Source organism: Schwartzia sp. (in: firmicutes) (assembly GCF_978017985.1).
Genome location: NZ_CDXDFU010000049.1, coordinates 1 through 19745, shown reverse-complemented (window position 1 = coordinate 19745; position 19745 = coordinate 1). Strand labels below are relative to the sequence as shown.

The following is a 19745-nucleotide window of genomic DNA, read 5'->3' as shown; positions in this document are numbered from 1 at the left end:
GTGTTGCCAAAAGGCGGTTGTAATGACGGAGGTCGTGGCGTACACGCTGCACATCCTCTGCTCTGGACTGAAGCATCGCGGCGTGGGTTTTCAGTGCTTCCAGCTGCTGAGTCACAAGCTCGTTGGTATGCAGGTCGTTCTGTATACGCGCGGCGCGTTCACCGGCGTACAGTGAATATTGATAAAGTATGACACCCCAGAAGAACAGGGCGAAGCGCAAAAGTATATCTGATTTCGTATGCATCAGCGGACGGTCAATCAGCATGATGAGCGGAGTGGAGCAGAGTCCGAAGGGGAAGATTGCGAAGCACCAGTTCTCCAGTTTGCTGCCGGAAAAAAGATGAGGGGGAAGAAGCTTCCGAAAGAGTGGTTTTTCCAAAGGAAGAAGCACAAGGAACAGGGCAACGTAAATAGCTGTCTGCGTCGTAAGACGATAGGCGCCTGTCCCGAAAAGCGGCGGAAGCAGTGTAAGAATCAGCGCTCCGCTTAGTGTGTGCAGCAAGAAATACCAAAGCATCTGCATTCCAACTACGAAAACATGACGTATGACCTCGTGGCGGATGACAATGAGGGAAAATGCGAAGAACGGCAGCCACCCGAAAACCTGGACTCGCTTGAAGGAGCCGGCATCGAGTTCTGTATGATAAAAATATATGGCATATATTGTCAGGGTAACGGGAGCCCAGAGAAGAAAGTACTTCCAAAGACGGGCGCGTTCTTCGGAGCTGAGCTTTGATTCAAAGGGCAGGTAGCGCAGGTACGCACCTATGAGCTGAATCAGTGTAATCCCCAAAGCCATGCCTATGATGAACGTCATGCGAATACCTTCGTTTCTATAATGAAATGTATTTTCACACAAAAATTATATGGTAAATTATACCATAAAAAGGAAGGTGAGGACTCATGCGAATTGCCATCGTGGAAGATGACGAAAAGGATATGGCGCAGCTTCGGGAAATTCTCGACTCGTACGCGGCAGGACGCGGGCTGGACTTTGAAATCGAATCGTTTTCCTCAGGCGGGGATTTTCTGCGCGTCTTTGAGCCGAGCAAATACACGCTGGTCTTTTTCGATAATTATATTGGAAACGGACTGGGAATTGATCTTGCGAAAAAGGTTCGTGAGATGGACACAGAAGTGGAATTTGTTTTCGTCAGCATGAGCATGGAGTTCGCGCTTTCGGGCTACGAGGTACGCGCTCTGCATTATCTTTTGAAGCCTGCTACCTTCGGAGAAGTGGAAAAGGTTTTTGAGCGGCTTTGGCGGACGGCTCCGAAGCCGAAGGAAGCCATGGTGGAGGTAATCTGCGATTATCACCCGTTGCTGATTCCGGTCAGCTCAATACGATATATTGAGGTAGTGGATAAGGCGTGCATCATTCATGGGGATGAAGAAATAAAAACTTACATGCGGCTCGGCAGCCTTATGGAGCTGCTGCCGGCGGAGGATTTTATACGCCCGCATCGGAGCTTTGCTGTGCGCCTGGCCTGTATACAGTCCATGAATCGGAATGCGTTTTTGCTGAAGGATGGAAGCAGTGTCCCAATCAGCCAGTCATATCACAACGACTGCAAGCGTGCCTATATCGAGTACCGCGCGCACAGCAGGAGATGATTTCAGAGTGTCGTTCGAATGAATGAAAATTCGGCGGCACTTTTCGTTTGCGTTGGAAGCCGCGGGCTTGCAAATCAAAATTCTTGACATTTATAATGGGATAAGATACCATATACTGTACGATAGTAAATAGATGTTTACTATCTGCTTGTTTAGTCAGATATCCGCAAAGGCTTTCCCGTGTGGAAGCATTGTGGTGAAGGAGGGTATATTCATTTTGAAGAAGCAGAAAAAATGGATGGGTGTCGCGATGGCAGCTATGATAGCAGCAGGTTCGTTCTTTGCGGCAGGCTGCGGCGGAGGACAGCAACAGCAGCAGGCGGGCACCGTATCCGTTAAAGCAATGATGGCAATTCAGCAGGATACACCATTGTCCGCGGAATATGCGGGACAGGTACGGGGACTGGATGAGGTCAAAATCATGCCTCGTGTATCCGGTACTATTATGGAGAAATATGTCAGAGGCGGACAGTTTGTAACCGCAGGGCAGCCGCTTTACAAGATTGACTCCCGTCAGTATGAATCCGCGGTGCTTTCTGCACGCGCAAATCTCGCGCAGTCGGAGGCTACCTTGAACAACGCGCTTATTGATTTGAGGCGTGATGAAGCGCTTTTGGAATCTGCCGCTATTTCCGAGCAGACTGTCACTACGCAGCGTGCACAGGTAAGTCAGTATCAGGCACTTGTTGATGCAAATCGTGCGCTTCTGAAAAAAGCACAGGAAGACCTTGATGATACTATGGTTTACGCTCCGATGGACGGACGCGTAGACGTCAATGATGTCGCGGTCGGTACTTACGCTGTAGCAGGACAGACGACGCTTATGACACTGGGCTCTGTTAACCCTGTCTATGTTCAGTTCAGCATTTCTGAGACTGAATATCTTAAATTCCTGGATCTTCACAATCTGAACAAGGGCAAAATGACAGACGCGACGGTTTCAATAACACTTTCAAACGGGCAGCTTTACCCGATACAGGGCAAGCTCGTCCAGGCAGACCGTGCACTTTCGGAAAATACAGGTACACTGACGGTCAAGGCATTGTTTGAGAATCCGAAGGGAATCCTTCTCCCAGGTATGTTCGCCCGCGTACGTCTCGGCGGCGAGGTTGTGCCTAACGCAATTCTTGTTCCGCAGCGTGCGGTTCAGCAGATTCTCGAAAAGACCTTTGTTATCGTTGTCGGACCGGATAATAAATCCGATGTCCGTGCCGTAGAGCTGGGTGAAAAGGTCGGAAGCTACTATATTATTAAGAGTGGAATTACTGCCGGCGACAAGGTTGTTGTAGAGGGACTTACAAAACTGCAGGCCGGAATGGACCTGAACGTGACGGACGTTACGCCGGAGCAGATGGGCTTTACACTCAACGCGTCCCCGACGGAAAAGAGCGCGTCGTAATATGGTGAGGGGGTTGCATTTTGTCTAAATTCTTTATTCAGCGCCCGATTTTCGCCATAGTCATTTCCGTGATAATGGTAATTATCGGTATGCTGGCGGCGGTTAATCTGCCTGTTGCGCAGTATCCGCAGATTTCGCCGCCGACAGTTTCGGTTTCCACTACCTATGTAGGCGCGAACGCCAGCGTTATAAACGAGACTGTTGCTCAGGTCATTGAGCAGCAGGTCAACGGTACGCAGGGTGTTGATTATATGACATCAAGCTCTGATGACTCGGGACGATACAGTCTCTCGGTTGTCTTTACGCTTGGTACGGACGGCGATATGGACTCTGTCAAGGTACAGAACAATGTTGCTATCGCCAACGCCAGCCTTCCGGCGGACGTACAGTCCCGAGGTGTCACGACGAAGAAAGCATCTTCGGATATGGCGCTCATCGGTTCTCTGTATTCCCCGAACGGCACATACACCCGCGACTTTTTGAAAAACTACGCGGATATTTATCTTATTGATAAAATCAAGCGCGTTCCCGGTGTCGGTGATGTCAACATCTTCGGACCGGACTATTCCATGCGTGTATGGCTGAATCCGGACCGTCTGGCGGAGCTTGGGCTTACGGTCGCTGATGTCACTTCTGCCGTAAAAGAGCAGAACGTGCAGGCGCCTGCAGGTACGGTCGGTATGATGCCGGCTCCTGATTCGCAGGAAAAGCAGTATACGGGCAAGGTTGAAGGCCGTCTCGTTACTGTGGAGGACTTTGAAAATGTAATAGTACGCTCCGGAACCAACGGTTCCTTTGTGCGTCTGAAGGATATTGCACGCGTAGAGGAAGGCGCGCGTACTAACGCCGTAGAATCCAATACGAACGGCACAATCGGTATCGGTTTCGGTATCATGCTTACCAATGATGCGAATGCAATGGATACCGTCAGCGGAGTCAAGAAGGTTATCGAAGAAGCGAAGAGAGATTTCCCGCCTGACATGCAGTATGTTGAAATCAACGATACGACTGAGTTCATCAAGGCATCTATCTTTGAGGTTGCGGAGACGTTCTTTGAAGCACTGCTTCTCGTTATGATTATCGTGTTCCTGTTCCTGCAGAGCTGGCGCGCGACAATCATTCCGATGCTTGCTGTTCCGGTTTCGCTTATTGCTACATTCGGTTCGTTCCTTATCCTCGGCTTCTCAATTAATACGCTGACACTTTTTGCTATGGTTCTTGCAATCGGTCTTGTTGTCGATGATGCTATCGTCGTTATCGAGAACGTTGAGCGTAATATGAGCGAGAGAAATCTTGATCCGAAGACGGCGACGGAAATCGCAATGGACGAGGTTCAGGGACCTGTTGTCGCTATCGCTATCGTCCTCGCGGCCGTGTTCGTTCCTGTCGCGTTCCTCGGCGGTATGATGGGTGTTCTTTACCGTCAGTTTGCTTTGACAATCGCCGTTTCTGTTATGCTTTCGGCATTTGTGGCTCTTACGCTGACACCGGCACTCTGTGCTACAATGCTTAAACCGCATCAGGAAAATGGGGAAAAGGGACGCTTTGATAAGTTCTTTGAATCCTTCAACGTATGGTTCGAAAATATAACCAAACGTTACCTTGGCGGAGTTAAGTGGCTCACGGGCAATGTCAAGCTTGCCGTACTCAGCCTTCTTATTCTTTCAGTACTTTCGGGTGCGCTGTTCAAGGTTGTTCCTGCTACATTCGTTCCTGATGAGGACCAGGGCTTTGTTATTGCTTCTGTTCAGCTCCCTGAGGGTACTTCCCTCAATCAGACGAGCAAAACAATGATGAGGCTGAACGGAGTCGTCATGCAGAATCCGGGCGTTAAAAATGTCATGGCAATTACGGGCTATGATGTCCTGACATCGGCATCCAAATCCAATGCAGGAACAATGTTCATCGGTTATGAAGACTGGGGAAAACGTAAAACACCGGAAACTCAGATAAAGGCTGCTGTCGGAACGATTTTCGGAGAAGGTGCAAAGGTTACTCCGGAAGCATCCGTCATTGCATTCAATCCACCGGCTCTGCCTGGTCTTGGCATGGTCGGCGGCTTTACGCTGCAGCTGCAGGATATGTCAGGACATACTGACGAAGAACTGGACAGAATTGTAAAAGAAATAGTCGCTGCGGCAAATCAGCGTCCTGAGCTGCAGGGTGTTTATTCCACATTTAAGATTAATTCCCTTGTATATCAGTTCGATGTGGACCGCGAAAAAGTCAAAAACCTCGGAGTACAGCTCTCTGATGTGTTTACGGCGCTGCAGGTAAATTTCGGCGGATATGAGGTCAACGACTTCAACCGTTTCGGACGTACCTATAAGGTCGTAATGCAGTCCGATACAACATATCGAAATGAGGCAGAAGCAGCTAAGTTCGTGTTTGTAAAGAGCAACACGGGTACGCTGGTGCCTCTTGATACTTTGCTGAAGCCGCGTATCTCCACAGGCGCATCGGTTATCTCGCGCTTCAATGCTGCGCGCGCTGTCACGATTCAGGGCAATCCGGCCGCGGGCTATAGCTCCGGTCAGGCTATGGATGCTATTGAAGAGATTGTCCGTGAAAAAGCTCCTGCAGGCTTTAATATTGACTGGTCCGGTCAGAGCCGTGAGGAAAAAACCTCGGGAAGCAAAACTCTGCAGGTTCTTGCAATGGCGCTTGTATTTGTATTCCTGTGCCTTGCTGCTCTTTATGAAAGCTGGAGCGTACCGTTTGCCGTACTGCTTACAGTTCCGACAGGTATTTTCGGCGCGCTGCTCTCCGAGTACGTGCTGAATCAGCAGAACAGCATCTACATGCAGATCGGTATTATAACGATTATCGGTCTTGCGGCGAAAAATGCTATCCTTATCGTCGAGTTCGCAAAGGCGCGTACGGATAAAGGCATGGACCCTGTCAAAGCTGCTGTCGAGGCGGCAGGACTTCGACTCCGTCCTATTATCATGACGTCACTTGCTTTCATCATCGGATGTCTGCCATTGGCAGTCGCTTCCGGTGCCGGCGCTGCTGCCCGTAACAACATGGGTATCGCCGTTGTTGGAGGAATGGTTTTCGCAACAGTCATCGGTGTTTTCCTTATACCGATATTGTTCGTTGTTGTTGAGGTCATATCCGCAAAGATAAGCGGTATTGAAAAGAAGAAAAAGAAAACCGCAGAAGACTACATGTAAAAATTAAACCGGCGGGGGCTGAGGCTCTTCGCCGGTTTGCTTTTTACTACCGGGCAGATGCCACGAGAAAATTTTGATTGTGGCAAAATCTAAACAATAGAGGTATAACTCGGCAAAAGATGTCCATCATTTCGCTTAGTGGAGAAAGTGATATATAACAGGCAGTAAACATATCTACTGCCTCGTTGCGACGCGAAGCTAGTCCTGTGGGAAACGCTGGCAGAAGAAGTTTTGTCTGTGGCAAAACTTGAACGAATGCGTTATAATGCTAAAGGCAGTTATACAAAGCTTTGAAAGGATGGAATTATAAATGGCTAAATTTTGTTCAAACTGTGGAAAAGAAATAGCTGAGGGAGCAGCATTCTGCGCTGAATGCGGTACTGCTGCAGAAGCAAATACTAATGTGCAGTCAGCTCCGCCGGTTCAGTATCATGGAAAGAAGAAAATGTGGCTTGCTCTGCTTCTGACTTTCCTGCTCGGACCTATCGGTATGCTTTATGCAAACGTAAAGCATGCTCTTATGCTGATTGTCGCAACCCTTGTCGTCAGCTTCCTGACGGGCGGAATGGGCGGCTTTGCAGGCTGGATTGCAAGTATGATCTGGGCTTACAAGGATGTCAATGAGTATAACAACGAAGGCTGACGCATGATGAAAAAATGCCGTGAGGAACATTTTTGTTCCTCACGGCATTTTTATATGTATATCAGATATTGCTGTGCTCTACAGCATCGAAGACGTCCGTTATTTCCTTGGAAGGTTCCTTGTCCAGCTTGCTCACAATGCAGATTGCGGCAAGGGAGAGGATAAAGCCCGGAATGATTTCGTAGAGCCCGAGCCATGCGAACTGCTTCCAGATTAATACGGTGAGACCGCCGACGATGATGCCGGCAATTACACCGCGGGATGTGGTGCGTCTCCAGAAGAGCGCCATCAAAAGTGCAGGGCCGAAGGCTGCTCCGAAGCCTGCCCACGCGTAAGCAACGATGTCCAGAATGAGGTTCTGAGGGTTCATTGCAAGGAGTATTGCTATGAGAGCGATACCGAGGACGGAGAAGCGTCCTACCCAGACAAGCTCATTCGTTGATGAGTTCTTGCGGATTGTGGTGTGGTAGAAATCCTGAGCAAAAGCAGATGCCGCAACGAGAAGCTGCGAGGATGCCGTGCTCATGATTGCCGCGAGAACGGCTGAGAGAACGATTCCTGCGGCAAACGGGCTGAACAGCTCGTTTGTCATTACGAGGAAGACTGTTTCTGTATTTGCCCCCGTCAGTGAGTGAGTGAGGTAAGCTTTGCCTACCATTCCGACGAATACTGCGGCTGAAAGAGAGATTGCCACCCATGTCATTGCAATGTGCATTGCCTGCTTCAGCTCTCCTGAGGAGCGTATTGCCATGAAGCGTACGAGAATGTGAGGCTGACCGAAATACCCAAGTCCCCATCCAAGGAGCGAGATGCATTCGATAATGCCTATCATCGAACCGTCAGGTTTTGTAAACGGATTGAAAAAGGAAGGATTGATTGCATAGATTGCTTCCGCTGTTGTCTGAAAACCTCCAAGTGCAAATGAAGCCATTGCAGGAACAATGAGAATAGCGAAAAACATCATGACGCCCTGTATGAAATCCGTCCATGCAACAGCGAGGAATCCACCAACGAAGGTGTAAAAAACTACAACAAATGCACCGAGGCAGAGGGACCATATATACGGCAGTCCGAAAATTGTTTCGAAAAGCTTTCCTCCTGCAACAAAACCGGAAGACGTGTATATGACGAAGAAAATCAGAATGAAGATTGCAGGTATGATTCTCAGCAGATTGCTCCTGTCATGGAAACGGTTCTGCAGGAATCCCGGCAGGGTGAGAGCATTGTCCGCAAGCTCCGTATATTTTCTGAGGCGTGCGGCAACGAATTTCCAGTTTGCAAAGGTTCCGAGGGCAAGACCAAGGGCAATCCAGCCGGCGTTGAGTCCTGCGACATACGCGTAGCCGGGGAGTCCCATGAGCATCCAGCCGCTCATATCCGAGGCCTCCGCGCTCATCGAGGTGACCCATGCACCGAGCTTTCGGTTGCCGAGAATGTAATCGGCCATGTTATGTGTGCGGCGGTAATAATATACGCCAATCATCATCATGCACAGAAGATAGAAGATAAATGCAATAATGATATAAATGTTCTGTGTCACAAACGGACACTCCTTCCATATAATAAGATGGCAAAAGTGCATACGAAAAGTATTATAACGCATTAATTCAAGTTTTGCCAACGGCAAAACTTCATCTGGTAAAACACAGATGAAAGTGTGGTGTGTTTTAACCGTAATATGATAAGTAAACCATGATTTGAAGGGGAATGGCAAAATATGGTATGATTAATTGGTTGTTTATTTTTCAATATGGAGTGAAGCCAGATGAAACAGTATGATGTTGCAATCGTAGGAGCAGGACCGGCGGGTACATTCGCCGCGTATGAGCTGATTGAAAAGAAACCGGGATTAAAAATCGTTGTATTTGAAAGCGGAAAGGATATTTATAACCGCTCATGCCCTATATCCACGGGAAAGGTTAAGACCTGCATCTGCTGCAATCCATGCAGCATCATGAGAGGCTTCGGAGGAGCAGGTGCTTTTTCCGACGGCAAATATAACTTTACGACACAGTTTGGCGGCTGGCTGAATGAGTATCTTGATGATGAAGAGGTCATGAAGCTCATCAATTACGTGGATAAAATTAATATGAAGCATGGCGCGCCGTCAAAGGTATTCACCACTGAAGGCAGTAATCTCGGGAAGCTGGCTATAGGCTATGATCTGCACCTTCTCGATGCCAGTGTCCGCCATCTTGGAACGGAAAACAATCTTTCTATGCTTAAAAGGATATATGAGTATCTGAAGGATAAGGTTGAGTTCCGTTTCCTCACTCCGGTAAAAAATATTGAATCCAATGGTGATGGTGATAACAGGGTTGTTCTTGAAGATGGTGAGACAGTATCGGCAGAGTATCTTATTGTTACACCGGGACGTGCCGGTGCCGAATGGTTCAGCGATGAGTGCAAGCGCCTTGGTGTAAAGCTCCTTAACAATCAGGTTGATGTCGGAGTCCGTGTTGAGGTTCCTGATGCGGTATTCAGCCATATTACGGATGAGGTATATGAGGCTAAGCTGGTTTACCGCACAAAGCGCTATGGAGATTTGGTGCGTACATTCTGCATGAATCCGCACGGCCACGTCGTTACGGAAAATACGGACGGTGTCATCACGGTCAATGGACATTCCTACAGCGATCCGAAGCTGCAGAGCAATAATACGAACTTTGCGCTGCTCGTAAGCAACCATTTTACGGAGCCATTCAACGAACCGTATAAATACGGCAAGCGCATAGCATCTTTTTCAAACATGCTCGGAGGCGGTGCTCTTGTGCAGCGCTACGGTGACCTCTTCAAGGGACGCCGCAGCGACGCGAAGCGTCTTGCGAAGAGCTTTACCCGTCCGACGCTGGCAGCTACGCCGGGAGACCTTTCGCTGGTACTGCCGAAGCGCCATCTCGACAATATCATGGAGATGATTCAGGTACTCGATAATATTGCTCCGGGCATGACGAATGATGATACGCTGCTGTACGGTGTAGAGGTCAAATTCTACAGCGCACGTATTTCTTTGACAGACGAACTGGAGATGTCGCTGAAGAATATTTTTGCGGCAGGAGACGGAGCCGGCGTTACCCGAGGGCTTTCACAGGCGGGCGCAAGCGGTGTTTATGTGGCACGTACTATTCTGTCGCGTATGGATGATAAATAAATTTTTAAAAAATTTTCATTTCCATGCAGGGATTTTGGCATAAATAACGAATTAATTCTATATATAGATTCGGGACATAAAATATTTTATGCAGAGCATGAAAATCTGTATATAAATATGATATGATAAGAGCTAGAGGTTCAGAATAAAATTTTCTATGCTAAAAGAAATGGGTGAAAAGAATGGAACGCCTTAAAGTCTTAATCGTGGACGACTCGCGGGTGAGTTGTTCAATCCTGCAGAATATTTTATCTAAGACCAATTTCGGGGAGTGCGAAATTGCATGCAGCTCCGCGGAGGCTGTTGAGAAATACCAGAGCTTCCAACCGGATGTAGTGACAATGGATATGAATCTTCCTGATGCGGACGGTATCGAATGTACGCGTCGTATCAAAGAGATTGATCCTCAGGCACGTATTTTGATGATAAGCGCGATGAAGGACGCAAGCCTTATCGCTCAGGGGCGTTCCGCCGGTATCAGCTCATTCCTGCAGAAGCCGGTCAACCCTAATGAACTTATAGATGCACTGACATTCCTGTGTCAGGATATTTCGGATAAGATCGGCGAGCTCAAGGAGCTTTATGTCGATGCTTTTGTGAAGGTTCTCCAAAAGAGCCTGTTCAGCCTTGTGGGAGTACACAGCGAGGTTACGTCAAAGCTCGCCGGAGGAAACTATCTGGATGTAGACGGTATCGCTGTCATCATCGGTCTTACGGGAACTCCGATGGGACGCGCAATCGTATATATGGACCATGATACAATGCGCAAGTTCGCGTGCCTGCTTTTGGGGAAGGAAAGCGATTCGGCACTCACGGAAGAGGAAGCGAGCGATGCTGTCGAAGAGGCGGCAAATATCATAGTCGGACGCGGAGCATCTACTGTCAACGATCTGCATGACAGTGAGATGAGAATTTCGCCGCCCGGAACCATTGCGGGAAGCAATATACGTATTGCTAATTTCAAGATGGCTTCGTTTGTTATTACGGCGGAGACCCGTGTCGGTAATATCTACATGAATATTGGTTTCGCGGAGGGGGAATGAACTGATGGATGCAAAACTCGTTAATCCATTTATTGATGCCCTCGTTAGTGTCATGCCGCAGATGGGGTTTGATGTTCCGAAACGTGTCAGTATGAGCGTAAAGAATCAGACATGCGCAAGTCTCGGCGTATCTCTTATCGTCGGTTTTACGAAAGGTCTTCGCGGCAATGTTGTCTATAACATGACTGAGCAGTCCGCGAAATTTATCGCTTCAAAGATGATGATGGGAATGCCGGTTGAGACTTTGGACGACATGGCACAGAGTGCTCTTTCGGAGTTATCCAACATGCTGACAGCAAATGCAGCAACCAACCTCACAGCTATGGGCTATGAGGTCGATATTTCGACTCCGAGCTTGACTGTCGGTCAGGATTTCCAGATTAAAATCAGCGGAGAGCAGTATCTCGTCGTTGTTATGGATTTGGGCGGAGAAAATATGGAATTGAATATCGCAGTGCAATAAATGAAAACGCAGGGCAGAATCATCTTCGGATTCTGCTCTTTTTTTTGTAAAAAAAGCAAATTTTCATAGACGTAAAAGACGCCTTGAGATATAATAATAAAGATTGTTTTTTTGAGGATAGCCTCTTTGTTTTATGAAAGTGAGGGTAAAGCTTGGAGCGTGTTATTGTCCGAGTACGCGGCGAGCAGAAGGATCTCATGGGCGAAAAAAGCTCCATCGAGATGGTAACGGAAGGCCGTCATTATTATAAGAGCGGCAAGCATTATGTTCTGTATGATGATACTTCCATGGAGGAAGTCGGAAAGACGGCTACGATTTTGAAGATAGCGCCGGATTCCATGACGCTTTTACGTCATGGCGGAGTTGAGATGGAACAGCATTTTGCGCTCAGTGAAAAGAGCGTCAGCCAGTATCGCACTCCGTACGGGGATCTTGAAATGGTCATTATGACCGATATGCTTGCTATTGAGTACGGGACGGCTACAGGCCGGGTTGATATCGGATATGACGTGTCCATAAACGGACAGCCACAGAGTCATAATCTGCTGCATATTGAAGTAAGCATGGCGGCCGGCGAAGCTGACCGTTTGAATTGAAGGATAGTTTAGGAGGAAGTTCTTTGGAGATCAAGGATATTCTGTCGGCAGCAATCGCGGCTGCCGCAAAGCAGGGAATCGAAGACGGTGTTTTTCCTGAGGCACAGCTTCCGGACATCGTGCTTGAGGTTCCGCCGAAAAAAGAAATGGGCGATTTTGCAACGAATTTTGCTATGCAGTCTGCACGCGCGTTTCATAAAAATCCGCGCCAGATAGCGCAGGAGCTCGTTGACCGCCTGCAGCTTGCGGAGCTTGATAAGGCGGAGATTGCAGGCCCGGGCTTCATCAATTTTTATCTGAAGTCCAATGTCATTTATGACGGTCTGGCAAAAGCAATAGCTGCAGGGGAGGAGTATGGAAACCTTCCAAAGAAGAATATCGCATCTACACAGGTTGAATATGTCAGCGCGAACCCGACGGGCCCTCTTCATGTAGGTCATGGACGCGGAGCAGCAGTAGGAAGCGCTCTTGTAAATCTTCTTCGCGCGGCAGGATATCCGGTTTCAAGTGAGTACTATATAAATGATGCAGGCAACCAGATTGATAATCTTGCGGCATCTGTAAATGCGCGTTATCTTGAGCAGTTCGGAAAGACAGTCGAGTTTCCGGAGAACGGCTATCACGGCGCTGATATTATTGATACGGCAAAACGTATCATTAAAAAAGACGGCGATAAATACCTCGCCATGGACGAAGAAGAGCGTCTGAAGGTATTCAAGGAGGTTGCTCTTAAAGAAAAGCTTGCGGCTCTGAGAGAGGATCTGGAAGCATTTAATGTAACCTTTGACCTGTGGTACAGTGAACGCACGTTGCATCCCGAAAAGGTCCGCGAGGCTGTTGAAGAGCTTAAAGCCAACGGCAATATTTACGAGAAGGACGGCGCACTCTGGCTGCGTTCCACGGATTACGGGGACGATAAGGACCGCGTCGTAATCCGTGATAATGGAGTTCCGACGTATCTTGCGGCTGATATCGCATACCACCGCGATAAATACGAGCGCGGATTTGGACGTCTTATAAACATCTGGGGCGCGGACCATCACGGCTACGTCTGCCGTGTAAAGGCAGCAATGAAGGCTCTCGGCAAGGACCCTGAACAGCTCAAGGTTCTGCTTCTGCAGATGGTCGCTCTGTACCGCGATGGCGAACTCGTCAAGATGTCGAAACGTACGGGACAGAGTGTAACGCTGGCGGAGCTTATCGAAGAGGTCGGAACGGATGCGGCACGTTATTTCTTCTGTATGCGTTCACTGGACAGTCAGCTTGATTTTGATCTGGATCTCGCAAAGAAGCAGTCAAACGAGAATCCGGTTTATTATATACAGTATGCGCACGCGCGCATTGCAAGCATTTTCCGTCAGGCGGAGGGCGCGGGCCTTTCGGCAGGCACTCCGGAGCTTTCGCTGCTTACGGATGATACGGAACTGGCACTTATAAAGAAAATCGAAGAATATCCGGAAGAAGTGGAAAAGGCAGCTGCAGATCTCGCACCGCAGCGTATTGCACGTTTTGCGTACGATATCTCGTCCCTGTTCCACAGCTTCTACAGCAAATGCCGCATAATGGGAATTGAGCCGGAGCTTGCAGGCGCAAGACTGGCTCTTGTTGGAAAAGCTCAGCAGGTTATCCGTCATGCGCTTGGTATCCTCGGCATTTCAGCACCGGAAAAAATGTAATCCTATTCCATCACATATTTAAGATTTGTAATGAAAGGAAGAGAGAGAATGGATTTTTTGAAGAGCACGGAAACCGACATTGCTTATTATGTACTCACGCAGAAAGGTGAGCCTCTGTATTATAAGGATCTTGTGCTTGATGTAATTGAGAAGAAGGCGAAACCTGTACAGTCGCTTTCTCAGACGATATCTGAGGTCTACACCCTCATCAATATGGACAGCCGTTTCCAGTATACGGGTAAAGGGATGTGGGGCCTGACAGAATGGAATCCGCCTGAAGTGAAGCATTCGCATGCGTCTTCTTCATCGTCGTCTTCTGCATCGGCTGCATCTAAATCGAGCCGCCGCCGCGAGAAGCTTCTGGAGAGCATCCAGGAAGACTGATCAGGGATTGTTTCAAGGTTAGGAGGAGAAGCATGGCAAAGTATATTTTTGTAACGGGCGGCGTTGTGTCGTCTCTTGGTAAAGGAATCACGGCAGCCTCTTTGGGTCGCCTTCTTAAAAACCGCGGTATCAAGGTTACTATTCAGAAGTTTGATCCGTATATCAATATCGACCCGGGTACTATGAGCCCGTATCAGCATGGTGAGGTTTTTGTAACGGACGACGGCGCTGAGACGGATCTGGACCTCGGACATTATGAGCGTTTTATAGATATCAACCTTTCAAAGATGTCGAATATTACGGCAGGAAAGGTTTACTGGAATGTACTGGATAAGGAACGCAAGGGTGATTACCTTGGCAGCACGGTACAGGTTATTCCTCACATTACTAATGAAATCAAGCAGCGTGTGTATGATGTTGCAAAGGCTGACAACGCTGATGTAGTTATAACGGAAATCGGCGGTACGGTTGGCGATATCGAAAGCCTTCCGTTCCTCGAGGCAATCCGTCAGGTCAAAAAAGAGGTCGGAAAGAACGATGTGCTCTATATCCATGTAACACTCGTGCCGTTCATTTCCGCAGCAGGAGAGCTCAAAACAAAACCGACTCAGCACAGCGTCAAGGAGCTCCGCGGAATCGGTATTCAGCCGGATGTTCTTGTGTGCCGTACGGAAAAGGCCCTCTCCAAAGAAATGAAAGAGAAGCTTGCGCTTTTCTGTGACGTTGATGTTAATGCTGTCATTGAAAACCGCACCGCAAGCACTATTTACGAAGTTCCTCTCATGATGCAGAGAGAAGGACTCGACCGTATTGTTCTTGAGAAACTCAACATGGATGTTTCCCCTGCCAATATGGAAGATTGGGAGCGCATGGTCTACAAAATCAACCACCCGACCAAGAAGGTCAAGGTTGCTGTTGTCGGTAAATATGTAGCTCTTCCGGATGCTTACATGTCCGTAACTGAGGCTCTCCATCATGCAGGTATCGCAAATGACTGCGATGTCCGCATTCAGTGGGTAAATTCCGAGGAAATCGAAAGCTGTGAGACAGATCTTTCCGAGATATTTGCAAACTGCAAGGGAATTCTCGTACCGGGCGGCTTCGGCGACCGCGGTGTTGAAGGAAAAATCAAGGCAATTCAGTATGCCCGTGAAAACAATATTCCGTTCCTTGGTCTCTGCCTCGGAATGCAGTGCGCTGTCATTGAGTTTGCACGTCACGTATGCGGCCTTGAAGACGCAAACAGCACGGAGTTCAACGAAGATACGGAAGCTCCTGTTATCGCGCTCATGAATTCGCAGAAGGACGTCGTCAAAAAAGGCGGCACAATGCGTCTCGGCGCGTATCCGTGCAAGCTTGCTGACGGTACTAACGCACGCAGAGCATACGGCGAAGAGCTCGTTGAGGAGCGTCACCGCCATCGCTTCGAGTTTAATAATGCATACCGCAAGCAGATTTCTGAAGCAGGTATGGTCATTGCAGGTACACTGCCGGATGACAGCCTCGTTGAAGTGGTAGAGGTCAAGAATCATCCGTGGTTTGTCGGTTCGCAGTTCCATCCGGAGCTTAAATCCCGACCAAACAATCCACATCCGCTGTTCCGCGATTTCATTGCAGCGGCCCTTACAATTCAATAAGTGAATACTATGGTACGGCCCGTCATTATTGATATGGCGGGTCGTTTTTTTATAAAAAAGCCTTCAAAAAGAAGGATTTTCGTTTTGAATATAGAATAATCATAAGTAGAAATGTGGATGAACCATAATCAGAAATAATGATAGGAGGGACGATACGATGCTTATACGGGAAGCGTGCTGCGCAGCTTTTTATTGTCAGCGCTGCGGGCAGATTCATGTGCATGAGATACCATATTTCAGCGACGCAAGACGCTCAGTTTTGCGCTGCGATACGTGCGGCCATGAGCAGGCTGTGCTTGAGCGCCTTGACGGCAACCGTATATCCATAGAGATGGACTGTGTCGTCTGCGGAGAGACGAACAGATTTGTATTCCTCCTGAAAAAACTTCATTCGCTGCAGCTCGAAAAAATTTATTGCAGAAAAGATCATTTTGAATTAGGGTATATAGGGTACCGCCGCAGGATAGAGGAGCTTCTCGCCTTTAATCAGGCCGAGTTTGAAGCGCTTCATCCGAGTGACGGAAAGCATTTTATTGAGAAGCAGAGAGTTCTTCTCGGGATATTGAACCGAATTGAGGAGATGGCATCTACCGGATGTATTTCCTGCTCCTGCGGACACAATGATATTTCAGCAGAGCTCAAAGGGAATCATATTGTCCTTTCTTGCTCCAACTGCGGAAGCTATTACACTATCCGTGCCAAGAAAATCAGTGATCTTGCACACATGGGCAGATATATTGATCTGTTAATGCCGGGGATGGCAAAAGACCGCTGAATGTATTTAAGAAATAAACAAAAGTTTTGTTAGAAAATTCATTCAAGTATAATATGTTGCATTATTTTCAAAAATTATCTTTTGTATTGCTTTTTGTGTACAATACGAAAGATTTTTTTCACGTTTACAATCTTTTTAGTGCGGTGTATAATGGTAGAAATGGCGTACACGTGATTATACTGTGTGCGGTGGCGGTGGATCGCCTCCGCTCAGCCAATTGCAACTCAAAAGGAGGAGTATTTTTCAGTATGAGTAAACACATGAAAACAATGGACGGCAATACAGCGGCCGCATACGTTTCGTATGCGTTCACTGACGTTGCCGCAATTTATCCGATTACTCCATCATCTCCGATGGCAGAGCATGTTGATGAAATGGCTGCCCATGGCAAGAAGAACCTTTTCGGCCAGAAGGTTCGCCTGATTGAAATGGAATCAGAGGGCGGCGCGGCAGGTGCTGTACATGGCTCCCTGCAGGCAGGCGCGCTTACAACAACCTATACGGCATCCCAGGGCATGATGCTCATGATTCCGAACATGTATAAGGTTTCCGGTGAGCTTCTTCCGGGCGTGTTCCATGTCAGTGCGCGTGCGCTTGCTACATCCTCGCTGAACATTTTCGGCGACCATCAGGATGTTATGGCTGCCCGTCAGACGGGTGTTGCGATGCTTGCTGAAAATAGCGTGCAGGAGGTAATGGATCTCGCTGCTGTTGCACATCTTGTCGCAATCAAGGGTCGTATTCCGTTCGTTAATTTCTTCGATGGTTTCCGCACATCACATGAGATTCAGAAGATTGAGGTCATTGATTACGCGGATTTCGATAAGCTTCTTGACCATAAGGCTGTTGAGGAGTTCCGTCACCGCGCTCTGAATCCGGATCATCCGGTAATCCGCGGTACAAGCACGAATCCGGATGTGTACTTCCAGATGCGTGAGAGTGTAAATAACTACTACGAGGCAATTCCTGACCTTGTTGAGGAAACAATGGCTGAGCTTGCCAAGATTACAGGCCGTGAGCATCATGTATTCGATTACTACGGCGCATCCGATGCTGACCGCGTAATCATTGCAATCGGTTCCTTCTGCGAGACAGCCAAGGAAGTTGTTGATTATCTTAACGCGAACGGTGAAAAGGTCGGTGTGCTCTGCGTACACCTCTATCGTCCGTTCTCACTGAAATATTTCTTCAAGGCACTGCCGAAGACGGCTCAGAAAATTGCTGTCCTCGAACGTACGAAGGAGCCGGGTGCTCTCGGTGAGCCGCTTTATCTCGATGTATGCTCGGCTTTCTTTGAAAGCGGAGAAGCACGCAAGGTCGTAGGCGGCCGTTACGGTCTCGGCGGTAAGGATGTTACTCCTGACCAGATTTTCGGTGTGTTTGAAGAACTCAAGAAGGATGCTCCGAAGAATCATTTTACAATCGGTATTGAGGATGATGTAACGAATACTTCTATTGCACCGGCAAAGAGTGATGTAGACCTCACACCGGAGGGAACAACGGCGTGCAAATTCTGGGGCTTCGGTTCGGACGGTACTGTCGGCGCAAACAAGAGCGCTATCAAGATTATCGGTGACAATACGGATATGTATGCACAGGCGTACTTTGCTTACGATTCCAAGAAATCAGGCGGTATCACGATTTCGCATCTCCGCTTCGGTTCGTCCCCGATTCGTTCCCCGTACCTTATAAACAAGGCTAACTTTATCTCCTGCTCCAAGGAGTCCTATGTGACGAGCTATGACCTTCTGGCAGGACTCAAGCCGGGCGGTACATTCCTTTTGAACACGACCTGGACTGAGGCTGAGCTTGACGAGCATCTGCCTGCAGCTATGCGCCGTTACATTGCAAACAACAATATTAAATTCTACATTATCAACGCGGTAAAGATTGCTCAGGAGCTTGGCCTTGGCGGACGCTTCAATATGATTATGCAGTCGGCATTCTTCAAGCTTGCTAATATCATTCCGCTTGATAAAGCTGTCAAGTACCTCAAGGATTCCGTTGTTACCTCTTACGGCAACAAGGGCCAGAAGGTTATTGATATGAATAACGGAGCCATTGATAAGGGTATTGACCCTGAGGCTCTTATCGAGGTCAAGGTACCTGCTTCCTGGAAGGATGCGGCTGATGCTCCGCAGGTTGAGGAAGATGTACCGGCATACGTGAAGAACATTCAGATGGTTATGAACCGTCAGGAGGGTGACAAGCTTCCTGTCAGCACATTTACCGATTATGCGGACGGTACCTTCGATGTAGGCTCTGCCGCATACGAAAAACGCGGCGTTGCTATTTTGGTTCCTGAATGGCAGAGCGACCTCTGCATCCAGTGCAACCAGTGCTCCTTCGTATGTCCGCATGCTGCTATCCGTCCGGTTCTTACAACGGATGAGGAAAAAGGAAAAGCACCGTCTGCAATGGAATTCAAACCGGCGCTTGGTGCAAAGGACCTCAACTTCACAATCGCTGTATCCCAGAAGGACTGCCTTGGCTGCGGCAACTGCGCAGAGGTATGTCCGGCACCGAAGGGCAAGGCTCTTGTCATGAAGCCGCTGGGTGAGCAGATTGATAAACAGCCGGTATTCGATTACGCTGTCAAGGAAGTTGCTGCAAAACCGAATCCGATGAACAAAAAGACTGTCAAAGGCAGCCAGTTCGAGCAGCCGCTGCTCGAATTCTCCGGCGCGTGCGCAGGCTGCGGCGAGACACCGTATGCAAAGCTTATCACGCAGCTTTTCGGCGACCGCATGATGATTGCAAATGCTACAGGCTGTTCCTCTATCTGGGGCGCTTCCGCACCGTCCATGCCGTATACGAAAAACGCGCAGGGACATGGCCCGGCATGGGCAAATTCCCTCTTTGAGGATAATGCTGAATATGGTCTTGGTATGTTCCTCGGAACAAAGGCTGTCCGTGAGACGCTGGCTGACGATTTCCGTGCTGCAATTGAAGCAGGAAAAGGCTCTGATGAACTCAAGGCAGCTTTGCAGGATTGGCTCGATAATATAAACAACGGTGAAGGAACACGCGAGCGTGCAGATAAGCTCACCGCGCTTCTTGAAAAAGAGAAGGGCTCGGATGAGCTTCTTAATAAGATTTATGACAAGAAGGACTTCTTCGTCAAACGCTCCCAGTGGATTATCGGCGGCGACGGCTGGAGCTATGATATCGGCTACGGCGGACTTGAC

15 protein-coding genes are annotated in these 19745 nt (G+C 48.4%); 13 read left to right on the top strand and 2 right to left on the bottom strand.

Annotation, left to right across the window (positions count from 1 at the left end; translation table 11 throughout):
- Window positions 1–817: hypothetical protein (locus tag ACY69O_RS02455; protein ID WP_462331882.1), on the bottom strand; the 817-nt coding region annotated here is incomplete at its 3' end.
- Between the two features lie 86 nt (window positions 818–903).
- Here ACY69O_RS02455 and ACY69O_RS02450 point away from each other — a divergent pair.
- The 4 genes from ACY69O_RS02450 to ACY69O_RS02435 all read left to right on the top strand — a co-directional run bounded on the left by ACY69O_RS02450 (window position 904) and on the right by ACY69O_RS02435 (window position 6832).
- Window positions 904–1614 carry a LytR/AlgR family response regulator transcription factor gene (locus ACY69O_RS02450; protein ID WP_462331881.1) on the top strand — a complete coding sequence of 237 codons (711 nt, stop codon included), beginning with the start codon at window positions 904–906 and terminating at the stop codon, window positions 1612–1614.
- A gap of 238 nt (window positions 1615–1852) precedes the next feature.
- Window positions 1853–3013 (top strand): efflux RND transporter periplasmic adaptor subunit, encoded by a 1161-nt coding sequence (locus ACY69O_RS02445; protein WP_462331883.1) that lies wholly within the window; start codon window positions 1853–1855, stop codon window positions 3011–3013.
- A 20-nt stretch (window positions 3014–3033) separates the two neighbouring features.
- Window positions 3034–6189 carry an efflux RND transporter permease subunit gene (locus ACY69O_RS02440; protein ID WP_462331880.1) on the top strand — a complete coding sequence of 1052 codons (3156 nt, stop codon included), beginning with the start codon at window positions 3034–3036 and terminating at the stop codon, window positions 6187–6189.
- A 310-nt stretch (window positions 6190–6499) separates the two neighbouring features.
- Window positions 6500–6832 carry a zinc ribbon domain-containing protein gene (locus ACY69O_RS02435; RefSeq protein ID WP_462331879.1) on the top strand — a complete coding sequence of 111 codons (333 nt, stop codon included), beginning with the start codon at window positions 6500–6502 and terminating at the stop codon, window positions 6830–6832.
- A 61-nt stretch (window positions 6833–6893) separates the two neighbouring features.
- Here ACY69O_RS02435 and putP read toward each other — a convergent pair whose 3' ends face one another.
- The gene (gene putP / locus ACY69O_RS02430) at window positions 6894–8372 is read right to left on the bottom strand and encodes a sodium/proline symporter PutP (RefSeq protein ID WP_462331878.1); all 1479 of its coding nucleotides are present in this window, start codon (window positions 8370–8372) and stop codon (window positions 6894–6896) included.
- Between the two features lie 225 nt (window positions 8373–8597).
- Here putP and ACY69O_RS02425 point away from each other — a divergent pair, with 225 nt between their 5' ends.
- The 9 genes from ACY69O_RS02425 to nifJ all read left to right on the top strand — a co-directional run.
- On the top strand, window positions 8598–9983 hold the full coding sequence (locus tag ACY69O_RS02425; RefSeq protein ID WP_462331877.1) for an NAD(P)/FAD-dependent oxidoreductase: 1386 nt from the start codon (window positions 8598–8600) through the stop codon (window positions 9981–9983).
- Between the two features lie 182 nt (window positions 9984–10165).
- Window positions 10166–11026, top strand: coding sequence for a response regulator (locus ACY69O_RS02420; RefSeq protein WP_462331876.1), 861 nt, complete (start codon window positions 10166–10168; stop codon window positions 11024–11026).
- A 4-nt stretch (window positions 11027–11030) separates the two neighbouring features.
- The gene (locus tag ACY69O_RS02415) at window positions 11031–11489 is read left to right on the top strand and encodes a chemotaxis protein CheX (RefSeq protein ID WP_462331875.1); all 459 of its coding nucleotides are present in this window, start codon (window positions 11031–11033) and stop codon (window positions 11487–11489) included.
- 152 nt (window positions 11490–11641) lie between these two features.
- On the top strand, window positions 11642–12085 hold the full coding sequence (locus ACY69O_RS02410) for a YwiB family protein (RefSeq protein WP_462331874.1): 444 nt from the start codon (window positions 11642–11644) through the stop codon (window positions 12083–12085).
- A gap of 23 nt (window positions 12086–12108) precedes the next feature.
- On the top strand, window positions 12109–13761 hold the full coding sequence (gene argS, locus ACY69O_RS02405) for an arginine--tRNA ligase (RefSeq protein WP_462331873.1): 1653 nt from the start codon (window positions 12109–12111) through the stop codon (window positions 13759–13761).
- Window positions 13762–13809: 48 nt separating this feature from the next.
- Window positions 13810–14145 carry a DNA-directed RNA polymerase subunit delta gene (gene rpoE, locus ACY69O_RS02400; protein ID WP_462331872.1) on the top strand — a complete coding sequence of 112 codons (336 nt, stop codon included), beginning with the start codon at window positions 13810–13812 and terminating at the stop codon, window positions 14143–14145.
- Between the two features lie 32 nt (window positions 14146–14177).
- On the top strand, window positions 14178–15782 hold the full coding sequence (locus tag ACY69O_RS02395) for a CTP synthase (protein WP_462331871.1): 1605 nt from the start codon (window positions 14178–14180) through the stop codon (window positions 15780–15782).
- A 157-nt stretch (window positions 15783–15939) separates the two neighbouring features.
- The gene (locus ACY69O_RS02390) at window positions 15940–16557 is read left to right on the top strand and encodes a hypothetical protein (protein ID WP_462331870.1); all 618 of its coding nucleotides are present in this window, start codon (window positions 15940–15942) and stop codon (window positions 16555–16557) included.
- Between the two features lie 248 nt (window positions 16558–16805).
- Window positions 16806–19745 (top strand): pyruvate:ferredoxin (flavodoxin) oxidoreductase (gene nifJ / locus ACY69O_RS02385; RefSeq protein ID WP_462331869.1); only part of this gene is annotated, 2940 nt, incomplete at its 3' end.

Coding starts and splice junctions, on each gene's coding strand:
- ACY69O_RS02450 (WP_462331881.1), top strand. CDS start 904: ATGCGAATTGCCATCGTGGAAGATGACGAAAAGGATATGGCGCAGCTT.
- ACY69O_RS02445 (WP_462331883.1), top strand. CDS start 1,853: ATGGGTGTCGCGATGGCAGCTATGATAGCAGCAGGTTCGTTCTTTGCG.
- ACY69O_RS02435 (WP_462331879.1), top strand. CDS start 6,500: ATGGCTAAATTTTGTTCAAACTGTGGAAAAGAAATAGCTGAGGGAGCA.
- ACY69O_RS02425 (WP_462331877.1), top strand. CDS start 8,598: ATGAAACAGTATGATGTTGCAATCGTAGGAGCAGGACCGGCGGGTACA.
- ACY69O_RS02420 (WP_462331876.1), top strand. CDS start 10,166: ATGGAACGCCTTAAAGTCTTAATCGTGGACGACTCGCGGGTGAGTTGT.
- ACY69O_RS02415 (WP_462331875.1), top strand. CDS start 11,031: ATGGATGCAAAACTCGTTAATCCATTTATTGATGCCCTCGTTAGTGTC.
- rpoE (WP_462331872.1), top strand. CDS start 13,810: ATGGATTTTTTGAAGAGCACGGAAACCGACATTGCTTATTATGTACTC.
- ACY69O_RS02395 (WP_462331871.1), top strand. CDS start 14,178: ATGGCAAAGTATATTTTTGTAACGGGCGGCGTTGTGTCGTCTCTTGGT.
- ACY69O_RS02390 (WP_462331870.1), top strand. CDS start 15,940: ATGCTTATACGGGAAGCGTGCTGCGCAGCTTTTTATTGTCAGCGCTGC.